The 20,547-nt window shown below is 56.6% G+C and carries 4 protein-coding genes; 3 read left to right on the top strand and 1 reads right to left on the bottom strand.

Annotation, left to right across the window (positions count from 1 at the left end; all coding sequences use genetic code 11):
* Positions 1 to 56 precede the first annotated feature (56 nt).
* On the bottom strand, positions 57 to 15,230 hold the full coding sequence (locus SBO83_RS17955; protein WP_396132430.1) for an Ig-like domain-containing protein: 15,174 nt from the start codon (positions 15,228 to 15,230) through the stop codon (positions 57 to 59).
* 678 nt (positions 15,231 to 15,908) lie between these two features.
* Here SBO83_RS17955 and SBO83_RS17950 point away from each other — a divergent pair.
* Genes SBO83_RS17950 through rcsB form a run of 3 tightly spaced genes read left to right on the top strand, consistent with a single transcriptional unit; the run spans position 15,909 to position 20,454 of the window.
* Entirely contained in the window at positions 15,909 to 17,084 is a 1,176-nt protein-coding gene (locus tag SBO83_RS17950; RefSeq protein WP_353502747.1) for an MFS transporter, read from the top strand.
* A gap of 21 nt (positions 17,085 to 17,105) precedes the next feature.
* Complete coding sequence (gene rcsD, locus SBO83_RS17945) at positions 17,106 to 19,799, top strand: phosphotransferase RcsD (RefSeq protein WP_396132429.1); 2,694 nt, start codon at positions 17,106 to 17,108, stop codon at positions 19,797 to 19,799.
* A 4-nt stretch (positions 19,800 to 19,803) separates the two neighbouring features.
* Complete coding sequence (gene rcsB, locus SBO83_RS17940; protein ID WP_034791695.1) at positions 19,804 to 20,454, top strand: response regulator transcription factor RcsB; 651 nt, start codon at positions 19,804 to 19,806, stop codon at positions 20,452 to 20,454.
* Positions 20,455 to 20,547 lie beyond the last annotated feature (93 nt).

Below are 20,547 nucleotides of genomic sequence, written 5' to 3'. Positions count from 1 at the left end.
TAACGCTCATTGCAAAAAAAATGCCCCCGGCGCTTACACGCTCGGGGGCTTGACTCTTAGCTTTGCTGTTGTACGTGCAGACCGTGCTGAACCAATACGTCTCCCAACGTGTTGGTGCTAGCCAGCGACGCGTTGTGGTAGACGTCAAACGTCAGGCCATCCACGGTACGCTGTCCGGTTTCAGTCCAAGCACCATCACTTCCTGTGACCAGATTCACCAGACTTCCCTCGCCGCCTTTGATGATCACTTCATCATTGGCCGAGTCTTTAACCGACTGTGCTTCGAGCAGGTTCAGCGTAATGCTGTTCGTGCCAGAGTTACCGAGGTCAAAGATGTCGATATGCTCGACTTTGAAGCCCAACAGGGTCAGATCCAGATGCTGGTTGGTGCCGCCAAGTTGCAGGGTATCCACGCCAGTGCCACCGTCGATATGACCGAAGTCCAGCGTATCCACGATGATGATGTCGTTACCTGCCGTACCCACAACATCCTGCTGGGTATGCTCAACTTCAATCGTCACGCCGCCGATGGAGAACGCCGTTTCAGCATGGGCCGTGGTGCTGGTGTCGGTAGACGCCACCTGCGCTCCGGCATCCGCCGTGACCAGTGGGTCGGTCAAGGTGCTTGCCGCGTGGTGAGTGGTGTCAGTGGTTGAGGTATCGCTGCTGGTGGAATGCAGCGCCGCCACCGCGTGGGTGTCGTCCGTGGCCTGTACATCCAGCGACTGCGCTTGCAGCGAGATCAGTGGGCTACCCGCCGCCAGCCCCACGTGGAGGTTGATGCCGTTACCCGCCAGATCCGTCGCCTGAAGTCCAACCACGTTACCGGTCAGCGCGCCCAATAGAGTGAAGAGGTTATAAGCCGCAAACACCTCACTGCCGAACTTCGCCTGCCACGAACCGTCTGCCTGCACTACCGCGCCAAGAGTGGTACCCAGCAAGGTGACGCTGATAATGCCGCCCTGCCCGATGTTGGCGCTGCTGCCTTTCAGCGTCAGGCCCGCACCGAGGATGCCACCAATCAAGCCAGTCAGAGAGCCAAGGCCGTCGAGGGAAACCAGCGGCAGGGCGTGTGTTTTGATGACCAGCGGGCTGGTTTGGGTGGTGATGTTACCCACCGCATCGGTGATGGTGACTTTGACCGTGGTTGCGCCATCGGCAAGCGCCTTCAGCTCAGCCGCGGTAAAGGTGACATTCCACGCGCCGTTAGTGATGGTGCCAGTATGAACCACCCCACCTACGTTGACCGACACCGAACCGTTCTGCACGTTAGTCGTGCCGGTCAGCGTGGTGTTGCTGCTGGCTTCGGCCAGATTGAGGAAGCCGTCACCGCCAAACAGCGTGCCCAGATTCAACGTTGGCAGAGTATGGATACCCACGGTGACATTAGCGCTGGTATCCACGGTGTGGTTCGCGGCGTTGGTGACAGACACACCTACCCCAACCGTACCGTCAAGCAGGGTTGAAAGCAGGCTTGGCAGCACGTTGACGGAGAAGGTGCCGTCTGCTTTCACCACCGCCGACAGGCTGGCCCCGCCGATAGTCACCGTCACGGTAGACCCTTCAGCATTGGTGGTTTTACCACTGATAGTCTGCGTAACCAGCGCTTGCACCGCATTCAGCAAACCATTGTTGAACAATGGATCCAGCGTGATGGTCGGCAAGGCATTGGCGATCACATTCACCGCGTTGGTGATAGTACCGACGTTACCCACGGCATCGGTGAAGGTCGCGGTGACGTTCTGCAAGCCATCGGTAAGAATGCCTTTCAGATCCAACGGCGGTACGGTGACGCTAAATGCCCCGCCCACGCCGACGGTCGCCAGATAGGTTTTCCCGTTGAGGGAAATCTGCACCTGAGAACCGACAGAGACGTTGGTCGCCACGCCGCTGATGGTTTGACCGGTCAGCAGGTCAACCACGCTCAGCACGCCGTCACCAAAGATTGGGTTAAGTACAATCGATGGCAGGTTGTGAATACCGACGTTCAGGCCGGCGTTGACGCCGTTGGTGTTGCCCGCCGCATCCGTGACCGTCACGCCGACGTTGAGGTTGCCATCCAGCAACTGGCTCAGCTGCAGTGGCGTCACTTGCACGTTGAACTTACCGTTGCCATCGACAGTGCCGGTAAGCACCAATGGCCCCAGCGTAACTTTGACCGACGAGCCGGCCGTGGCGTTCAGCACGGTGCCGCTGATGGTTTGGGTCAGCAGCGCTTCGGCCGCGTTGAGCACCCCGTTGCCACCAAACAGTGGGTCCAGCACCACTTTCGGCAGGCTATTGATGATGACGTTGGCATTCACGTTGGTCGAACCGACGTTACCCGCGTCGCTCACTACCGACACGCCGATAGCCAAGGTGCCGTCAGCCAGCGCTTTCAGGTCGCCCGGTTGCAGCGTAACGGCAAATTTGCCGCCCGCGTCGGTTACGCCAAGGAAGGTTTTGCCGCCCAGCGTCACTTTCACCGTGGTCCCCGCCGTAACGCCGGTCACCACGCCGCCAATGACCTGCGACGTCAGTGCATCCACCGCGCCCAGCACGCCATTGTGCAGAACGTCAGTCAGGCTGATGGTTGGCAAGGTGACGTTAATCGCCGCCTGCGCGCCCACGCTGGTGGAGTTGCCGTTGGCATCGGTCAGCGAGACATTGACGCCGAGGTTGCCGTTGGTCAGGCCGCTTAACAGGTTAGATGGCACAGTGACACTGAAGTGCCCAGTGGCATCAACCTGCGCGGTCAGAGGCGTGCCCCCGCCGACTTGCACCGAGACTGTGGTACCCGCCGCGACATTTTTCACCACGCCGGTAATGGTCTGGTTCAGCAGGATATCCGCCGCGTTCAGCAAGCCATCGCCAAACAGCGGATCCAGCACGATTTGCGGCAGATTGTGCAGTGCCACGGTCAGCGGGTTCAGCGCCTGAGTCAGCACGTTGCCCGCGGCATCAGTGGCGGTCAGAATAACCGGCACCACACCGTCGGCCAGACTTGCCAGAGCACCCGCAGGGATAGGGATGCTGAAAGCGTTATTGAGCACGGTTCCGGTAAAGGTCAGCGCACCGACCGCAATCTTAACAACGGTGCCGTCGGCCGCGGTCAAAGCACCGCTGACAGTCTGCTCAGCGCCAGAAACCACGGTATTGAGGATGTGGTCCACATTGCCCAGACCGGAGGTCAAGTCGCCCAGCACTGGCAAGATTTTCGCCACGTTGAGGTCGATAACCTGCACTTTGGTGTTACCCGCGGCATCGGTCAGCACGACGTTTAGCGCCAGTGGACCGTTTGGCAGATTAGCCAACAGCGTCGGAGGAATGCTCAGGTTAAATTGACCATTCACACCGACATCGGCCGTGATCGTTTGTCCGCCGATTTCCACCGCCACCTTGGCACCGACCCCCGCATTGGTGGCGACGCCGCCAATGGTTTGGGTCAGCAACAGGGAAGCCGCGTTGAGCACTCCGCCCACCAGCCCGCTGGTGATATCCAGATCCAACAGGCTGTTGAACAGCACGTTAATGCCCACATCGACGCTGGTGGTGTTGCCGGCCTTATCGGTGACCGACGCGGTGAGGACGTTTGGCCCATCCAGCAGACCTGACAGGCCCGTTGGCAGGATATTAGCGCTCCAGGCTCCTCCCGGCTGAATCACCGCAGTACCCACGGTGACGCCAGCAATCTTGATAGTGACGGTCTGCCCTGCTTCGGCGCTGGAAGTACCGGTCAGCAACTGCGTGACCAACCCTTCCGCGAGATTCAGCACGTTGTCGCCCGCCAGCACGCCCACGCTCAGCAGAGGTGCTGCGGTGTTGGTGGTGAAGGTATGAGGCGTGGTAGTGACGTTACCCGCCGCGTCACTCAAACTGGCACTGATGGTGTTTGTACCCGCTGGCAACCCTTGCAGATCCGCCGCCGGAACCGTGGTGCTCCATGCGCCACCCGCACCGACCAGCGCGGTATAGGTTTTGCCGTTCAGGGTCACTGTCACCGTACGGCCAGCTTCCGAGGTCGAGGCGGTGCCGCTGATGGTCTGGTTAGCCGCAGCTTCAGTTCCGTTAAGCACGTCATCACCGGCGAAGGCATTGACGGTCAAGGTTGGTGGAGTACGGTCAACCACGATGGTTTGTGTCACTGTCGCCGTCGTGCCATTAAGGCCAGTCATCGACGCTGTAACGGTATAGTTACCATCCGTTGGGAAGGTGACTAATTGCGACAGCCCGACAATAGTCCAGGTACCGCTAGCGCTTGGCAGTGCTGGGAAGGTGCCCACGACTGGAACACCGTTAACAAACACGGTAATTAACTGCGGAGTCAGTACAGTTTGGTTATTCAGATACTGACCGGTAAAGGTCATGATCAAGCCGCCATCATCCGTTGAGTTGATGATGTTATCGACACTGATTGGGTTAAGTGTCAGGAACGCCGGAGGAGGCGTCAGATTGACCGTAATATCATGGATATCTGGCGTCGCAGCATTGCCCGCAAGGTCAGACACGTTGGCCGTGATATTGGTTGCACCATTACTTAGCGTCTGCAGCTGAGCAGGCGTAAGAGGGATGCTCCAGCTACCGTCGGCCTGAACAACAGCGGTCAAACCGGTGAGTGAACCGACGCTGACGGTAACAGTTCGCCCAGCCTCAACGTGAGTCGTGGTACCACTAATCGTTTGCGGTGCGCGGCTTTCACCGAAGTCCAGAACGTTATCACCCGCAAACGTACCTACCGTCACGGTTGGCAGCGCAGCAGGGTCTGTCGCAATGCCCACCAGAGAAATTGCCGTGTTGGTGTTACCCGCCGCATCTGTCGCAGTGACGGTGATGGTCTGGCTGCCCTGCGGCAGAGTCGCTATCTGCGCCGGAGTTAAGTCCAACACCCAGGTTCCGTCAGTGACGGCGGCGGTGAAGACTTGCCCACCGATATTGACGCTAACGCTGGTGCCGTCCGTGATACCGCTTATCAATGTTCCCGCTGCCGCTTCGGCCAAATTAATGTAGCCGTCGGTGGAAACGTTGTTCACGGTAACCACTGGCGGTGTGAAGTCAGTGGTGAACGCAAATGGCACAGTTTTGGTGTTGCCGCTGGCGTCGGTTGCCGTGATGTTGATGGTGTGATCGGTGCCAGTCAGGCCGCTCAGCGCGCCCGCAGGCAGAGCCAGCGTCCAGCTACCGCCAGCCGTGACGGTGGCGTTATAGTTGGTGCCATTAACATCGATCACCACTTTCACCGCTTGGCCCAGGCCAATAAGGCCAGTGTTCCCCTCAATGGTGAGAGGTCCCGCTGCTTCGGCGATATTCAGCACATTATCCGCACCAAACGGCTGGTTGGTGATGCTTGGGTTAGGAATGTTCAGATCAACCGTAAACACTTCTGGCGAGCTGATATTGCTGTTGCCGTACTGGTCGATGCTGGTCACGGTGATGGAGTGCGTCGGCAGCCCGGCGATATCCGCCAGTTCAGAAGCGGTTAGATCCAGCGTCCATTTGCCGTCTGCGTCCACGGTAGCGGTCAGCGGCGTAGCGATACCCGCAATGGTAACCGTCACGGTTTGGCCAGCGCCGGTGATGCCAGTAGAGCCGCTGATAGTCTGGCCTGCGGCCAATTCAGCAGCGTTGAGCACGCCGTCACCAAACACCAAGTCTATAGTTGGGATAGGTGGTGGCGTCAGCTGAACAGAAATATCTCCGGCTTTGGTGCTAACGTTGCCCGCCGCGTCGGTGACGGTGACGGTGGCGGTCCAGGTACCGTTCGGCAAGCCTTGCAGGGTTGCGGCATCCAGCGGCAGCGTCCATGTGCCGTTAGCTGAATTCACATCGGCAGTATAATCCTTACCGTTAAGGTTCACCGTCACTGTCTGACCATCAGAAGTGATCCCGGTGGTACCGCTGATAGAGCCACCCAGCGCGGCTTTTTCAATGTTAATCGCCCCGCCGAAGCTGTCAGTGAGCGTCGCCACCGGCAAGGTATTGATGTAGGAGGTGAATAGCACATCGCTCGACACGCTGTTGCCCGCGGCATCGGTCACCGCCACGGTCAGGGTGTTTTGGCCGTCGGTCAGGCCCACCAGCGTCGCTGTTGGGATAGTCGCCGTCCAGGTACCATCTGGACCCACTACCGCCGTCACTGACTGTCCCCCAATCGTCAATATCACGCTGTCGCCCGGCGCGACTTTGCCGGAGATGATCTGGTCAGCGCCTGACTCCAGTTTGTTCAATGCGCCATCGCCAAACAGCGGATCGACGAGAGAAGCCACAGGAGGCGTCAGGTCGACCGTCACGCTGTGCGACGCCGAGGCCGGGTTGCCCGCCGCATCGGTGTAGCTCACGGTAATGGTGCCTACGCCGTCCGCAATATTTTGTGGCGTGATAAGGCCCGGTGCCACGGTGGCGGTCCATATGCCATCAGTTACCGTCCCGGTCACTTGTACACCCGCGATATCGACCTGCACCTGCGTACCGTTTGGCAGATTGGTGCTGGTGCCGGTGACAACGAAGCCATCGGCAGCCGCGGTGATATTAACGAAATCGAGTGCCTCTAGCGTCAGGACTGGCAAGTTGTTGATTGCCAGCTCAATTGCCGGATTAACCGTAATGTCTGCCACATTGCCTTGAGCATCGGTCACGGTGGCGGTGATCACCAGTGGGCCATCGGTGGTGATGGCTTTCAGGTCAGCCGCTGGGATAGTCAGCGTCCAGTTGCCGTCTTCAGGCACCAGTACCGGGTAAGGCTTGCCGTCGACGGTCACGGTGACCGTCAGGCCCGCCGGAGCCGTACCGGTAATTGGCAGGCCGAGTGCTGCTTCCACGGCATTAACAATGCCATCGGCACCAGCATCCACCACGATAGTCAGCAGCGGAGGCGTGGTATCTACCGTCACCTGATGGGTGCCGGTCGCCACGTTTTCAGCAATATCATTACCCGTCGCGGTAATGGTGTATTCCTGATTTTGCAGCGCCTGTACGTCGGCGACAGGAACGGTGGTGCTCCATTTTCCGTCATCTCCAACGATCGCCGTGTAAGGCTTACCGTTGAGCGTGATGTTAATGGTTTCGCCCGCCACCAGGTGGTTGGAGGTCCCACTGATCACCAGAGGCTGGTTGTGCTCGGTGCTGTTGATGACGTCGTCACCAGCAACTTTATCAATGGTAATGGTTGGCAAGTTAGCTTCGCTCGCCAGCACATTGACCTCGTGACTCGCCGATGCCGGGTTACCCGCCAGACTGGTGGCGTTAGCCGTGATCGTGGCCTGACCATCACTCAGCCCGGCCAGATCGGCAGCCAGCACCGTGGTGGTCCAGTTACCCTCTCCATCAACCACGGCGGTGTAAGTCTTGCCGTTGAAGGTCAAGGTAACTTCACGCCCCTCTTCAAGCTTGGTCGAGGTGCCGCTGAGCACCAGATCTTGACCTTTCTCAGTGGCGTTGATGTAGTCATCATTAGAAATCGTATTGATGGTCAGCGTCGGGGTGTAGGCCGCGCCAGCCTCAATGGTGAATTCATGGTTGATGGTGGTGGTGTTGCCCGCAGTGTCAGTCAGGGTGGCCGTAATGGTGTGAGGGCCATCGCCCAGAGCTTGCAGCGCGTCGTTAGGCAGTGGAATTGACCATTTGCCATCCGTGTCGACGGTGCCTTCATAGGTCACGCCGCCCAGAACCAGACTCACTTTGACGTTTTGACCACTGTCGCTGACTGATGCAGTCCCGGTCAGGGTGATAGGTTGCAGCAGTTCAGCGGTGTTGATGATGTCGTCACCCGCCACCAGATCAACGGTCAGCGTTGGTGCTACTGTGTCGACGGTGGCCTCAATGGTGCTGCTGCCGGTAGCGCCGGACGCGCTGGTCGCGGTGACTTCAATGCTCAGCGCCCCTTGTGGCAGGCTTGCCAAGGCGTTGGCCGGTACGTCCAGCGTCCATTGACCATTGGCGTCCACGGTGGCATCAAAGCTGATCCCGCCGATGTTCACCTTCACGGTTTGTCCCGCGCCGGTCGCGCCGGTGGTCCCGGTCAGCGTCTGCACTTCAGCCAGCTCGGTACCGTTGAGGATGGTGTCGCCGAATGGTGCGTCGATAGATGGGAACAGCGGGCTAGGCACGCCAGTGACATTGACGGTGCCGTCAACCAGGGTTTGGTTGCCCGCCGCGTCAGTGACCGAAACGCTGTATGGATGGTCGCCGACCGCCAAATCGCTCAGGGCATTTGGTGGCACCAGCACAGACCAAGAACCGTCGGCCTGAACCACGCCGGTGTAGGTATGGCCGTCAATAGACACGGTGACCGGACGACCTGCATCGCCGATGTCGCTGGTCCCTTGGATCAGGAAGCCCGTCGCCACTTCGTCGGTGTTCAGCTTGTCATCGCCGGTCAGTGGCTCAACGCTCAAGGTTGGAGCCGTCAAGTCTACGGTCACATTGGTAGTGGTTGTGCCCGTGTTACCCGCTGGGTCTGTGACAGTCACCTGTAGAGGCGAGGAGCCATCAGTCAGGCCATTGAGCGCGTTAGCCGGGATTGTGACCGACCAGGTGCCGTCATTGTTAACCGTGCCGGTGTAATCTACCCCGCCAATGTTCACGGTGACTTTCTGGTCTGGGCCGACAGCGCCGGTGTTACCCGTCAGAATCTGATCGGCCGCCGCTTCAGGCTTGCTCAGCACGCCGTCGCCAAATGGCGTATTCAGCACTGGGACTGGCAGTTGGGTGAAGACACCCACTGGCTCAGTGACCGTGGTGCTGTTGCCCGCCGCGTCTGACAGGGTGGCGGTTAAAGTGTATTGACCATTGGCTAAGCCCAAGAGCGCGTTAGCTGGGATCTCCGTGGTCCACTTGCCGTCCCCCCCAACTTCAGCCAGATAGGTTTGGCCATTGATGGTCAAGGTAACGTTGCGCCCCGCGTCAGCAGGATCTGCGGTACCACTCAGCGTCACGGCGGCAGCCGCTTCGGTTGCGTCAATGTAGCCGTCGCCCGAAATTGGGTCGATAGTCAGGGTTGGCGCGGTGAAGTCGACCGTCACGTTAGACGTGAGAGGCGTGCTGTTGCCCGCCGCATCGGTGGCAGTCACGGTGATCGCGTTATCTGTCTGCGGCAGCGCCTGCAAATCAGCCGATGGGATGGTCACTGTCCACTGACCGTTGCCACCCACTGTGGCGGTGTAATCTTTACCACCGAGCGTCACGGTCACGGTTTGACCATCGCCAACTATGCCGGTAGAACCACTCAGCGTCTGGCTGGTGGCGGCTTCCGCCGTACTCAGCAGGCCGTCGCCAAAGGGTTGATTGATAGTTGGTGCGGGCAGTTGGTGCGTGTAGACATCCAGCGTGACGGTGCTGCTGACCGCGTTGCCTGCGGCATCGGTTGCGGTCACTTTCACCGCCAGCGGCCCGTCGCCAAGCAGCGCAAGATCGGCTGCCCCAACCGGCACGGTCCAAGTACCGTCCGCGCCAACGGCGGCGGTGTAGGCTTTACCGTTCAGAGTGACAGTGACGTTAGCGCCCTCGGCCACGTTGTGCGATGTCCCGCTGATGTTGATGCCTGCGCCCGCTTCCTGCGCGCTCAGTTTGTTGTCACCGGTGATTGGGTCAATCGCCAGACCACTCAGCTCGGTGTTGATGGTCAGTGGCAGAGAACCTTGCGCCGGGTTGCCTGCTTTATCAGCCACTTCGGCGGTCAAGGTGCTTGAGCCGTCGGTCAAGGCAGTCAGGTCAGCCGCTGGAATTTGCACGCTCCATGCGCCGCTGGCTCCCACGGTGGCGATGTAAGTTTTGCCATTCAACGTGATGGTCACTTGCTGTCCGGCTTCTACATTGGTGGTGGTACCACTCAATGTTTGGTCGGCCAGGCGTTCGGCCCCGTCGATCACGTTGTTACCCGCAAAGGCATTCAGCGTCAGGGTTGGTTGAGAATCAACGCCGGTTGCCAATGTAACATTGGAGGTCTGGGTGGTGGTGTTGCCCGCTTCGTCAGTCAAGGACACGCTCAGCGGATACTGCCCGCTGGCCACGCCGTTCAGCACGCCAGCCGGAATATTTACCGTCCAACTGCCGTCACCGCCCACAACGCCGGTATAGGTAGCGCCGTTGAGGTTCACGGTGATGGTTTTACCTGCTTCGCTGACGGAAGCCGTCCCTGTCAGTTCAATCGCCGCCGCTGCTTCCGCGCTGCTGACAATCCCGTCGCCGGCCAGAGGATTCACGGTCAGCGTTGGCGCGCTCAGGTCAACGGTCACATTGCTGTTAATAGTGGTGCTGTTGCCGGCGTTATCGGACGCCACCACCACGATCGGGTTGCTACCTTCCGGCAGAGCTTGCAGATCGGCCGATGGAATGCTGATCGTCCAGCTACCATTGGCGGCGACGGTGGCGGTGTAGTCATGGCCGCCAAGGGTGACGGTGACGGTTTGGCCGTCGCCCGCTTTGCCGGTAGAGCCAGTCAGCGTTTGCGCCGTGCCTGCTTCGGTAATGTTTAGGAAGCCGTCGCCGAATGGCGTATTGATGGTTGGTTCTGGTACCACATTGTCAACGCCAACGGAGACGCTATTAGTCAGCGTATTGCCGTTAGCATCTTTAGTGACTGCACTGACCGTGGTGGTGCCTGGGTCAATTCCCGCCAGTTCAGGGCTGGTGAAGTTCACTAACCAGCGGCCATTGGCCAGCACTTTTACGGTATGCGACACAGTACCGAAGGTTACTACCACGTCGGTGCCCACCGGCACGCCGTAAGTCGTACCCGTAACCTGAATACCGTTTTCCGTTTCCACCGCGTTGATGACGTTATCGCCCGTTACCGGGTCAATTGCCACGCCGTTCTCAGTAATATTTACCGTGAAGTTATCGGTGCCAGAGGCTGAGTTACCGGCCTTGTCCGCCACTTCTACCGAGATAGTTTGAGTGCCGTTAGTCAGCACCTGCATATCGGTAACCGGGATGATGACGCTCCAGCTGCCGCTCTGCTGAACTTCAGCCGTGTAGGTGTGGCCGTTCAGGGTGATTTTAACGATCTGGCCCGCTTCCACGTTGGCCGTGGTGCCGTTCAGCACTTGCGCCGTTTGGACTTCCGCACCGTCTACCGCGTTATCGCCACCAAATGGATTGATGGTGATAGTCGGTTGGATACTTGGGTCGGAAACCACGTGGATGGTATTGGTGGTGGTGGTGCCGTTGCCCGCCGCATCGCTCAACGTAGCATTGATAACAAAATCACCATTGAGATTGTTCAAGGCACCGGCTGGCAGAGCAACGCTCCATACGCCGTTCGGCCCAACCGTCGCGGTATAGCTTTCATTGTTCAGCGTGATGGTGACTTCGCGCCCGGCCTCAGAGACAGAAGCCGTCCCCGACAGGGTTAACGACCCTGCGGCTTCGGCCAGGCTGATTTGCCCATCGCCCGCCAGCGGATTGATAGTCAGGGTTGGCGCTAGCGTATCTACCGGCACAGTAGCACTGATAGTCTGGCTGTTACCGGCGACGTCTGTCGCAATCACCTGAACCGGCGCCGTGCCGTTCGGCAAGTTGCTCAATACGCTGGACGGAATGCTGACGCTGAAAGTGCCGTCATTGGCGACCGTGGCGGCAAATTGCTGGCCGCCGATGATAACTGTTACATTCTGGCCTGCGCCTGTTACGCCGGTGGTGCCGGTAATGGTCTGCCCAGCGGCGGCTTCGCTGCCATTCAAGGTGCCATCGCCAAACAGCGTATCCAGCACCGGGGCTGGCAGGTTGTGCACGTAAACGTTAACGCTGCCGGTGGTCGAGATAGGGTTCCCGCCGCCATCGGTGGCGCTCACCTCGATATTCTGCACGCCATCGGTCAGTGCCTGAATAGCAGCTGCTGACAGTTGAATGCTCCAGGTGCCGTTGGCGGCAACATCCGCCTGATAATTCACGCCGCCGATGTTAACGGTGATCGCGCCCACGCCAGCAGGGACGTTGAAGGTGGTCCCGCTGATGGTCACGCCTGCCGCAGCTTCAATGGCATTGATGTTGCCATCCACGGAAATAGGATCGATGGCGATACCGCCTAACAGATCGTTAATCTCAAACGGACGGTTTCCAGTCGCTTGGTTGCCGGAACTGTCACTGACCGTCACGGCAAAGTCTGCCGGGCCATTGCCAGCATCGGACAGCGCCGAAGCTGGAATAGTCACGCTCCACGTGCCGTCTGCCCCCACGATACCGGTGTAGGTTTTGCCATCAAAAGTGACAGTAACCGTGTTGCCCGCCTCGACGTTGGTGGTGCTACCGGTCAGCTTCTGGTCAATCTGAATTTCTGCGCCGTCCACGATGTCATTGCCCGCAAAGGCGTTAACAGTCAGCGAAGGCTGAAGCGCCGGATCGGCGGCGACGTGTACGGTGTCAGTGGTGACGGTAGTGTTGCCCGCGGCGTCAGTCAGCGTGGCGGTGATGGTAATATCACCATTTATCCCGGTCAGCGTGCCGGCTGGCAGGTCAAAGGTCCATTTACCGTCTTCGCCAACAATGACGTTATGCGGCTCACCGTTTACATTGAGAACCAGCGTGCGGCCGGCTTCAGAAGCCGATGCCGTACCAGTAATGGTGATAACGCCAGCGGCTTCATTGAATGAAATTTTATTGTCAACGGCCACAGGATCGATAGTGACGTTTGGCGCAAGGGTATCCACATCGACCGCAATTGGGGTGCTAATACCGCTAGAGTTACCGGCAGCATCTTTCACTTCGGTGGTCAGGCTGTGCGGGCCTTCGGCCAATGGCGTCGTTGGGGTATAAGACCAGTTACCCGTGCCATCAACGGTCACGGTTGCCAAGACGGTATCGCCATCACGAATAGTGACCGAACTGTTCGGCTCGGCCTTGCCACTCAGGGTTGGCGTGGTGTCGTTTGTCGCGCCGGTGATTGGCAAATCATCGTTATTCACCAGTTTAACGTCGGTCGCAGCACCCGGCGCCGTGGTATCAATTTCCACAGCAATTGGGGCACTGATGCCGCTGGAGTTACCGGCCGCATCGCGCACTTCGGTGGTCAGACCGTGTGGGCCTTCCGACAGCGGATCTTGCAGCGTAACGCTCCAGTTACCATTTTCATCAGCAATGGCGCTGCCCACGATGGTGTTGCCATCACGCACAATGACTTTGCTGCCCGCTTCGGCTTTGCCGCTGACGGTTGGCGTGGTGTCATTGGTGATGCCATCCACCGGCAGGCCGTCCTCATTAAGGATTTTCACCGCCGTTGCCGGCTCAGGATCGATAGTATCGATATTCAACACGATAGGGGTGCTAACGCCGCTGGTGTTGCCTGCGGCATCGGTGACTTCAGTGGTGATGCTGTGTGGGCCTTCGGACAGCGGCTGATCCAGAGTCAAACTCCAGTTGCCACTGCCATCAGCTTGTACGGTGCCAAGTACGGTGTCGCCATCACGAATAGTGACGATGCTGCCCGATTCGGCTTTACCGCTGATGGTTGGCTGGGTGTCATTGGTGCTGCCGTTAGTGCCGATCGGCGTGTTTTCACCATCGGTTATCTGCACGTCGGTGGCTGGCGAAGGCGAGCTGGCATCCACGACAACAGCAATTGGGGTAGTTGGCGGGCTAGCGTTACCCGCAGGGTCAGTAACCACCACGGTCAGGCTGTGATCGCCATCGCCCAGCGGTGGATTCGGTGTGAAGGTCCAGTTGCCGTTGCCATCCACCGGCGCGGTGCCAATCACCGTGCCGCCATCGCTGACGGTAACGGTGCTGCCCGGCTCAGCTTTACCACTCAGAGTTGGGGTGTTGTCGTTGGTGGTGCCGGTGATTGGCTCGTTGGCGTCATTGACCAGCGTGACGTCAGTTGCCGCACCCGGCGCGGTGGTGTCAATTTCAACCGCGATAGGTGCACTCACGCCGCTAGAGTTGCCCGCAGGATCCGTCACCTGCGTCGTAATGTTGTGAGTACCCTCGCCCAGCGGCTGGGTTGGCGTAACGCTCCAGTTGCCATTGCCGTCGGCCACGGCGGTACCAATCACTGTATTACCGTCGCGAACGGTAACGGTACTGCCTGCTTCAGCCTTACCGGTAATGGTCGGCGTAGTGTCGTTTGTCGCGCCATTGATCGGCTGGTTAGCATCGTTAACCAACGTCACATCCGTCGCCTCGCCAGGCGCGGTGGTGTCGATAACCACCACGATCGGCGTACTCGGGGTACTGGTATTTCCGGCTGGGTCAGTGACTACGGCGGTCAGACTGTGGTCGCCATCGCCCAGTGGCGGGTTAGGTGTGAAGGTCCAGTTGCCGCTGCCATCCACCGGCGCGGTGCCGATCACCGTGCCGCCATCGCTGACGGTCACCGTGCTGCCCGGCTCGGCTTTACCACTGAGGGTTGGGGTACTGTCGTTGGTGGTGCCAGTGATAGGTTGGTTGGCATCGTTGACCAGCGTCACATCAGTCGCCACACCCGGCGCGGTGGTGTCAACGCCAATGGTCACGCCCTTGGTAACGGTTTGCCCGTTGGAGCCGGTTACGCTGACGTTGGCCACATAGGTGCCGTCCGCCAGACCTTGCAGGTCGCCCGCGGGCAGAGTGATGCTCCATGAGCCATCTGCCGCCGTGGTGGTGGTGTAAGTTTTGCCATTGAGGCTCAAGGTCACGGTCTGCCCGGCGGCGACGTTGGCCGTCGTGCCGCTAAACACCTGTGAGCTACCGACTTCGGCTTTATTCAAAACATTATCGCCGGCGAAGGTTGCCAGCGTTAGGGTAGGATCTGGGTTCGAACCGCCAGGTTGTCCTGGCTCTCCGCCATTGTTGCTACTGCCGCCACCGCCGCCACCGCCGCTACTCGCAGCAATGGCAATGCCCGCGCCTAATGCCACGACGCCAAGCACTGCGCCGAGAATGGCCGGATCGAAGTTGGAGCCGTCGAGGAGCAGCGCGCCGACGTCTGGCACAGTTTCATAACCCGGCACCACCGCTACGGCAGAGCCGGGAGCAACGCCGGTATCGACGAAGGTGGCATGTTCAATCGGGTGCACGCCGTCATCAAAGATCAGCTCGCTGTGGTGGCCTTTGCCATCGGTGGTGAAGAAGCCTTGATAGCGAACTGTGCTGCCATCCTGCATGTGCAGGATAAGATCGTTCCCCGCGCGCTCGTAGCTCGCAACCGCCGCGCGCGTAGCATGGACACGTACAATGCTGAGTTGGTTGAGATTGACGGTCTGGCTGGCGCCGGACACTTGGGAAATTACGCTGCCGTTAGTACGGGAAAGTACGTCGACGATGACATTGCCTTGTTGAGCCATGCTGTGTGCCCCTTAAACCCAGAGTAAGTAAATACGCACCACAAAAGTTCCTTTTCGACAGAGTCAAAAAGCGAACTGCGGTGAATTTTAAGATCATGAAAACAATGATTTACTTTCCAACTGGCGTAGGGTGCTGCATGTAAATCCAACAAAAAGGCAATAATATTTCCTGTTTTTCACAGGTTTTTTTAGAAAAAAGTCAGGCTTGAATTTGCCTTAACTCCAATAAGTTATATGCATGATTTAACCCAAATACATTAAAAAATTGTTATCAATACGATAAGAAAAATGAATCGAAACATTTTGAAATATAAGTTTGACGGCGTTATTTTTGTCGTCTACGCCATAAAATTTGACTTTAATTACTTGATGATCAAGAAATTTGACTTAAGAGAGAGTTTTAAGGATGTGCTACTTTTTTGCTTAGTTAAGCTTTTTTCATCTTAAAAAAGCATAACTAAAACTTAACGATTGTGTGATCGACACTAAAATTTCACATTTTATTTACACAGCAAAAGCAGACAAATAGGATTATTGGTAGTAACACGATAAAAACTGGGCTGCTAAAATATGCCGCCTGAATTCAAAGGTTCAGTTGCCACCTTGTGTCGGGTATGTGATAAAGCACAGTCCTGTAACGCTTTTTTGTTTTCTTTATCTCAACGGACGTTCGATATCATGCCCAGCCACGACTGCCAACCAGCCTCTGCGCCGTCAGATTCTGCCCCTCTTCCCGGTGTTGCTCAGCAACACGCCACGCGGATCATTTTCTTCTTGTCTGGTTTTGCGATGGCGGCGTGGGCGCCATTGGTGCCTTTTGCCAAATTACGCTTAGATATCAGCGACGGGACGCTGGGTTTGCTGCTGCTGTGCATTGGTGCAGGTTCAACATTTTCCATGCCGTTGACCGGCTTTCTCACCGGTCGTTTAGGCTGTAAAAATGTTATTTTGCTTGCTGCAACAATGCTTTGCCTCGACCTGCCTTTCCTTACTCTGGCCGACGGCGTGGGCACAATGGCATTAGCGCTGCTGGTGTTTGGTGCCGCGATTGGCATGGTGGATGTGGCGATGAACGTGCACGCCGTGGTGGTAGAAAAAGCCAGCGGCCGCGCAATGATGTCGGGTTTTCACGGATTTTTCAGCCTGGGTAGTATTTTTGGCGCACTGGCGGTGACACTTCTTCTGTACTTCGGACTGACGCCTTTTCAATCAATTTTACTTGTGGTCGCGCTGATGATTGTGGCGCTTATTCCCACCACGCCGCACTTCTGGCAGCACACCCGCAATAGTAGTGACGAACCGATGTTCGTCTTGCCGCGCGGCTGGGTGATTTTCCTTGGTCTGCTGTGCTTTGTGATGTTCATGACCGAAGGCGCCATGCTCGACTGGAGCGCGCTGTTCCTCGCCACCGAGCGCGGCGTCAGTAATCATCAGGCAGGAATTGGCTATGCCGTTTTCTCTGTCGCCATGACGGTGGGCCGCCTGACGGGGGATCGCATTATCAGCATCTTGGGACGGTTCAAGGTCCTGCTGCTGGGCAGCCTGTGCGCCAGCCTCGGCGTTATCCTGCTGGTCAACGTGGAAAGCTTGTGGGCTGCGGGAATTGGATTCATTATGACGGGGTTTGGCGCCTCTAATTTAGTGCCTATAATGTTCAGCGCAGCGGGCAATCAAACCTCCATGCCAGCGAATTTGGCGATTGCTTCTGTGACAACGCTTGGCTATGCCGGTATTCTTGCTGGCCCAGCCTTAATTGGTTTTATTGCTCAACTCAGCAGCTTATCGGTTGCACTAAGTTGCGTAGCCGTCTCGCTGCTGCTGGTTACAGCCAGCGCGCGCGCCGTGACTCGATAATCAAGGAAAAGCGTCACCCCTATGCCAAGTAAATATTTGTCGCTGACGTCGACTAACATTACGCGTTTTTTCTGGTTGTTCATCCTGCTGCTGGCCATGGGCCTGGGGATGTATGGTTATAATTACACCAACGCCTATTTGCGAGATAAAGAGAGAACGCTGCAAACTACGGCAGAATTGATGCAAAAACGCATTGATCACTACCGCTATATGACTTACCAGATTTACGACGACTTCACCGGCACGGCACTGACACCTGAAGCCACCGCCGAGCAGGAAGTGCGTCTGCGTCAAGACATGTACTTCATCAATAAGCCGCATAAAAAAACTGATGCGCTGATTTTTGGTACTCATGACAGCTCAACCCTCGACCTGACCCTCAAGATCTCCTCTTACCTTGACGATCAGTGGGGAGCCAAGAGCCAGCCCTATTCTATGTACTATCTGAATGGCCAGGATAACAGCATGATCCTGATCACCACTCAGCAACTACAGCAGCAGGATTCGCGCCTTAAAGAGAATTACTTCACTAATACTCTGCAAGCGCGCCGCGCCGAGATGCTCCAGCAGGCCAACACGCTGGATGAGCGCGAGAGTTACTCCAATCTGCGCCATTCGCGTCTGGCGAATGAGGCTTTCTTCTCGCTGCGCACCACCTTTAACAACCCCGGCCATTTGGCGACGGTGATTGCTTTTGATCTGCCGATGACGGATCTCATCCCGCTGTCGATGGCGCGCGATAACTTCCAGATAACCAACAGCAGCGATGCCGTCAACGAAGGCGATCCAGAGCAAAGCACCGACACTAGCGGCAGTATTGCGCTGCAGGGTTGGTCGGTGAACTTCGCCGCGCCGCTGAGCAACTCGCCGCTGATCCTGACCTATCACGTGCCGGTGGTCAGCATCATCGTGGATTTGACCCGCAACAACTTCTGGCTGGTGTTGATCAATCTGCTGCTGCTGGCGCTGGCGATGACCGGCATCTACTTTATTCGCCACCAGTACATTCGCCCGAGCGAGAATATGGCGGCTCAGTTGCACACCCAGCAGGCACTCAATCAGGAGATTATCTCCAGCCTGCCGATTGGCTTACTGGTTTATAACTTCAGCAATCACAGCGTGGTGGTGAGCAATAAAATTGCCGACCAGCTGCTGCCGCACCTCAGCCTGAACAAAATTGCCAATATGGCCGAGCAGCACCACGGGGTGATCCAAGCCACGGTGAACAACGAAGTTTATGAAATTCGCATGCTGCGCAGCCAAATCTCGCCAGAGACTTATCTGTTCTTGCTGCACGACCAAGATAAAGAAGTGATGGTAAACAAGACGCTGCAACAGGCGCGCCGCGAGTTCGATAAGAACCTGCAGGCTCGCAAACTGATGCTGCATAACTTGGGTATTGAGCTGAATCAGCCGCTGAATGAGTTGAATGACTTAGTGCAGTCGCTGAGTGAAAGTCAGGACGACCGCGAGCGCCAAACCCTGCACGGCCGCCTGTTGAATGAGTCACGCAACGCGCTAACGCTGGTGGATAACATCACCCTGCTCACCCGCCTTGAAACACAGGACTGGCAGCCGTCCCATCAATCTTATGGCCTTTCGGCGCTGGTCGATGAACTTTTGCTGCAGGCGCTGCCTAAGGTTAATCAGAAGGGATTGATGATCCTCAATCATTACCATCCTGAACCTGATTTAAATTTACTGGGTGATGGCCAGGCCTTGAAGAAGGTGCTGTCGCTGCTGATTGATTACGCCATCGTCACCACCTCGGTGGGCAAAATCACCTTAACCACCGAGCATGATACTGAGCATCCGGGGCAGCTGATTTTCCACATCACTGATACCGGCAGCGGCATCTCTAAGGAAGAGTTGAGTAACCTGAATTATCCGTTCCTGAGTCAAACCATGGTCGATCGCTTTAACCACGGCTCGGGGCTGACCTTCTTCCTGTGCAATCAGTTGTGCAAGAAGCTGGGCGGCCAGTTGGAAATTCGCAGCAAGATTGATATCGGCACGCGCTACACCGTGCGTATCAAGCAGACGCTGGAAGAACAAGAAGATCAGGCAGCAGATGAAAAGCTGCTGGATGACGTGACGCTGCTGCTGGATATCACGTCTGAGGAAATTCGCGGGATTGTGACGCGCGCGATGAATGCTTACGGTGCAGTGTGTATCGTGGCGGACGAGCGTCAGGTAACGCGCGAGTATGACGTTTTGCTGACAGATAACCCGCAAAACAGTGACAAATATACCCTGCTGCTGACCAGCGATGAAGCCGGTTTCCAGCAGTTGGAGAAGCATTATATCCGCGTCAATTACAACATCAGCAGTGCGCTGATCGACGCAACCCTACTGTTAATCGAACAGCAGTTTGCTGAATCTGATGACAGTATTTCATCCGAAGAACCCGGTGAAGACTCTCTCGAGTTTTATGAAAAACAGCTAAAATCAAGCGATTACTACCAGCTGTTTGTCGAGACAGTACCGGAAGACCTAGATAAACTGTACAATGAAAATGAACGTCGTGATTTTACATCGCTTTCCCAAACCGCGCATCGCCTTAAAGGGGTATTCGCCATGCTGAACTTAACCCCGGGCAAACACCTATGTGAAACGTTAGAACAACATATCGTCGCTGGCGACGTACTGATGATCACTGATAACATTAATCACATTGATTCTTTTGTCTCCAGACTGCTGCAGCAAGGTAGCTAATCACATGAATAATATGAACGTAATTATCGCTGATGACCATCCTATTGTCCTGTTTGGTATTCGTAAGTCACTTGAACAAATTGAATGGGTAAATGTGGTAGGTGAGTTCGAGGATTCTACTGCGCTTATCAATAGCCTGAGCAAATTGGATGCTCATGTTCTGATCACCGACCTGTCTATGCCAGGCGATAAGTACGGTGATGGCATTACGCTTATCAAATACATTAAGCGCCACTACCCACAATTGTCGATTATCGTCCTGACCATGAACAACAACCCGGCTATTCTTAGCTCGGTGTTGGATCTGGACATCGAGGGTATCGTACTAAAACAAGGCGCGCCGACCGACCTGCCAAAAGCACTGGCTGCTTTGCAGAAAGGGAAGAAATTCACGCCGGACAGCGTGGCTAAATTGCTGGAAAAAATCAGCGCTAATGGTTACGGTGACAAGCGTCTTTCGCCGAAAGAGAGCGAAGTTCTGCGCCTGTTCGCAGAAGGTTTCCTGGTCACTGAGATTGCGAAGAAGCTTAACCGCAGTATCAAAACCATCAGTAGCCAGAAGAAATCCGCCATGCTAAAACTGGGCGTAGAGAACGATATCGCACTGCTGAACTATCTCTCATCGGTGAGTTCTCAGCCGGTTGATAAAGAGTAAGTTCAATCAGTAATTACAGGCTCTACGCACGAAAAAGGCACCCTTGAGGTGCCTTTTTTAATGCCTGTTTTACCACTTTCGTGGTGCCCGCGC

The organism is Ewingella allii (assembly GCF_044430645.1).
Taxonomy (GTDB): Bacteria; Pseudomonadota; Gammaproteobacteria; order Enterobacterales; family Enterobacteriaceae; genus Ewingella; species Ewingella allii.
This window is presented reverse-complemented; position numbering and strand designations above follow the sequence as displayed.

Coding starts and splice junctions, on each gene's coding strand:
- rcsB (WP_034791695.1), top strand. CDS start 19,804: ATGAATAATATGAACGTAATTATCGCTGATGACCATCCTATTGTCCTG.
- rcsD (WP_396132429.1), top strand. CDS start 17,106: ATGCCAAGTAAATATTTGTCGCTGACGTCGACTAACATTACGCGTTTT.
- SBO83_RS17950 (WP_353502747.1), top strand. CDS start 15,909: ATGCCCAGCCACGACTGCCAACCAGCCTCTGCGCCGTCAGATTCTGCC.
- SBO83_RS17955 (WP_396132430.1), bottom strand. CDS start 15,230: ATGGCTCAACAAGGCAATGTCATCGTCGACGTACTTTCCCGTACTAAC.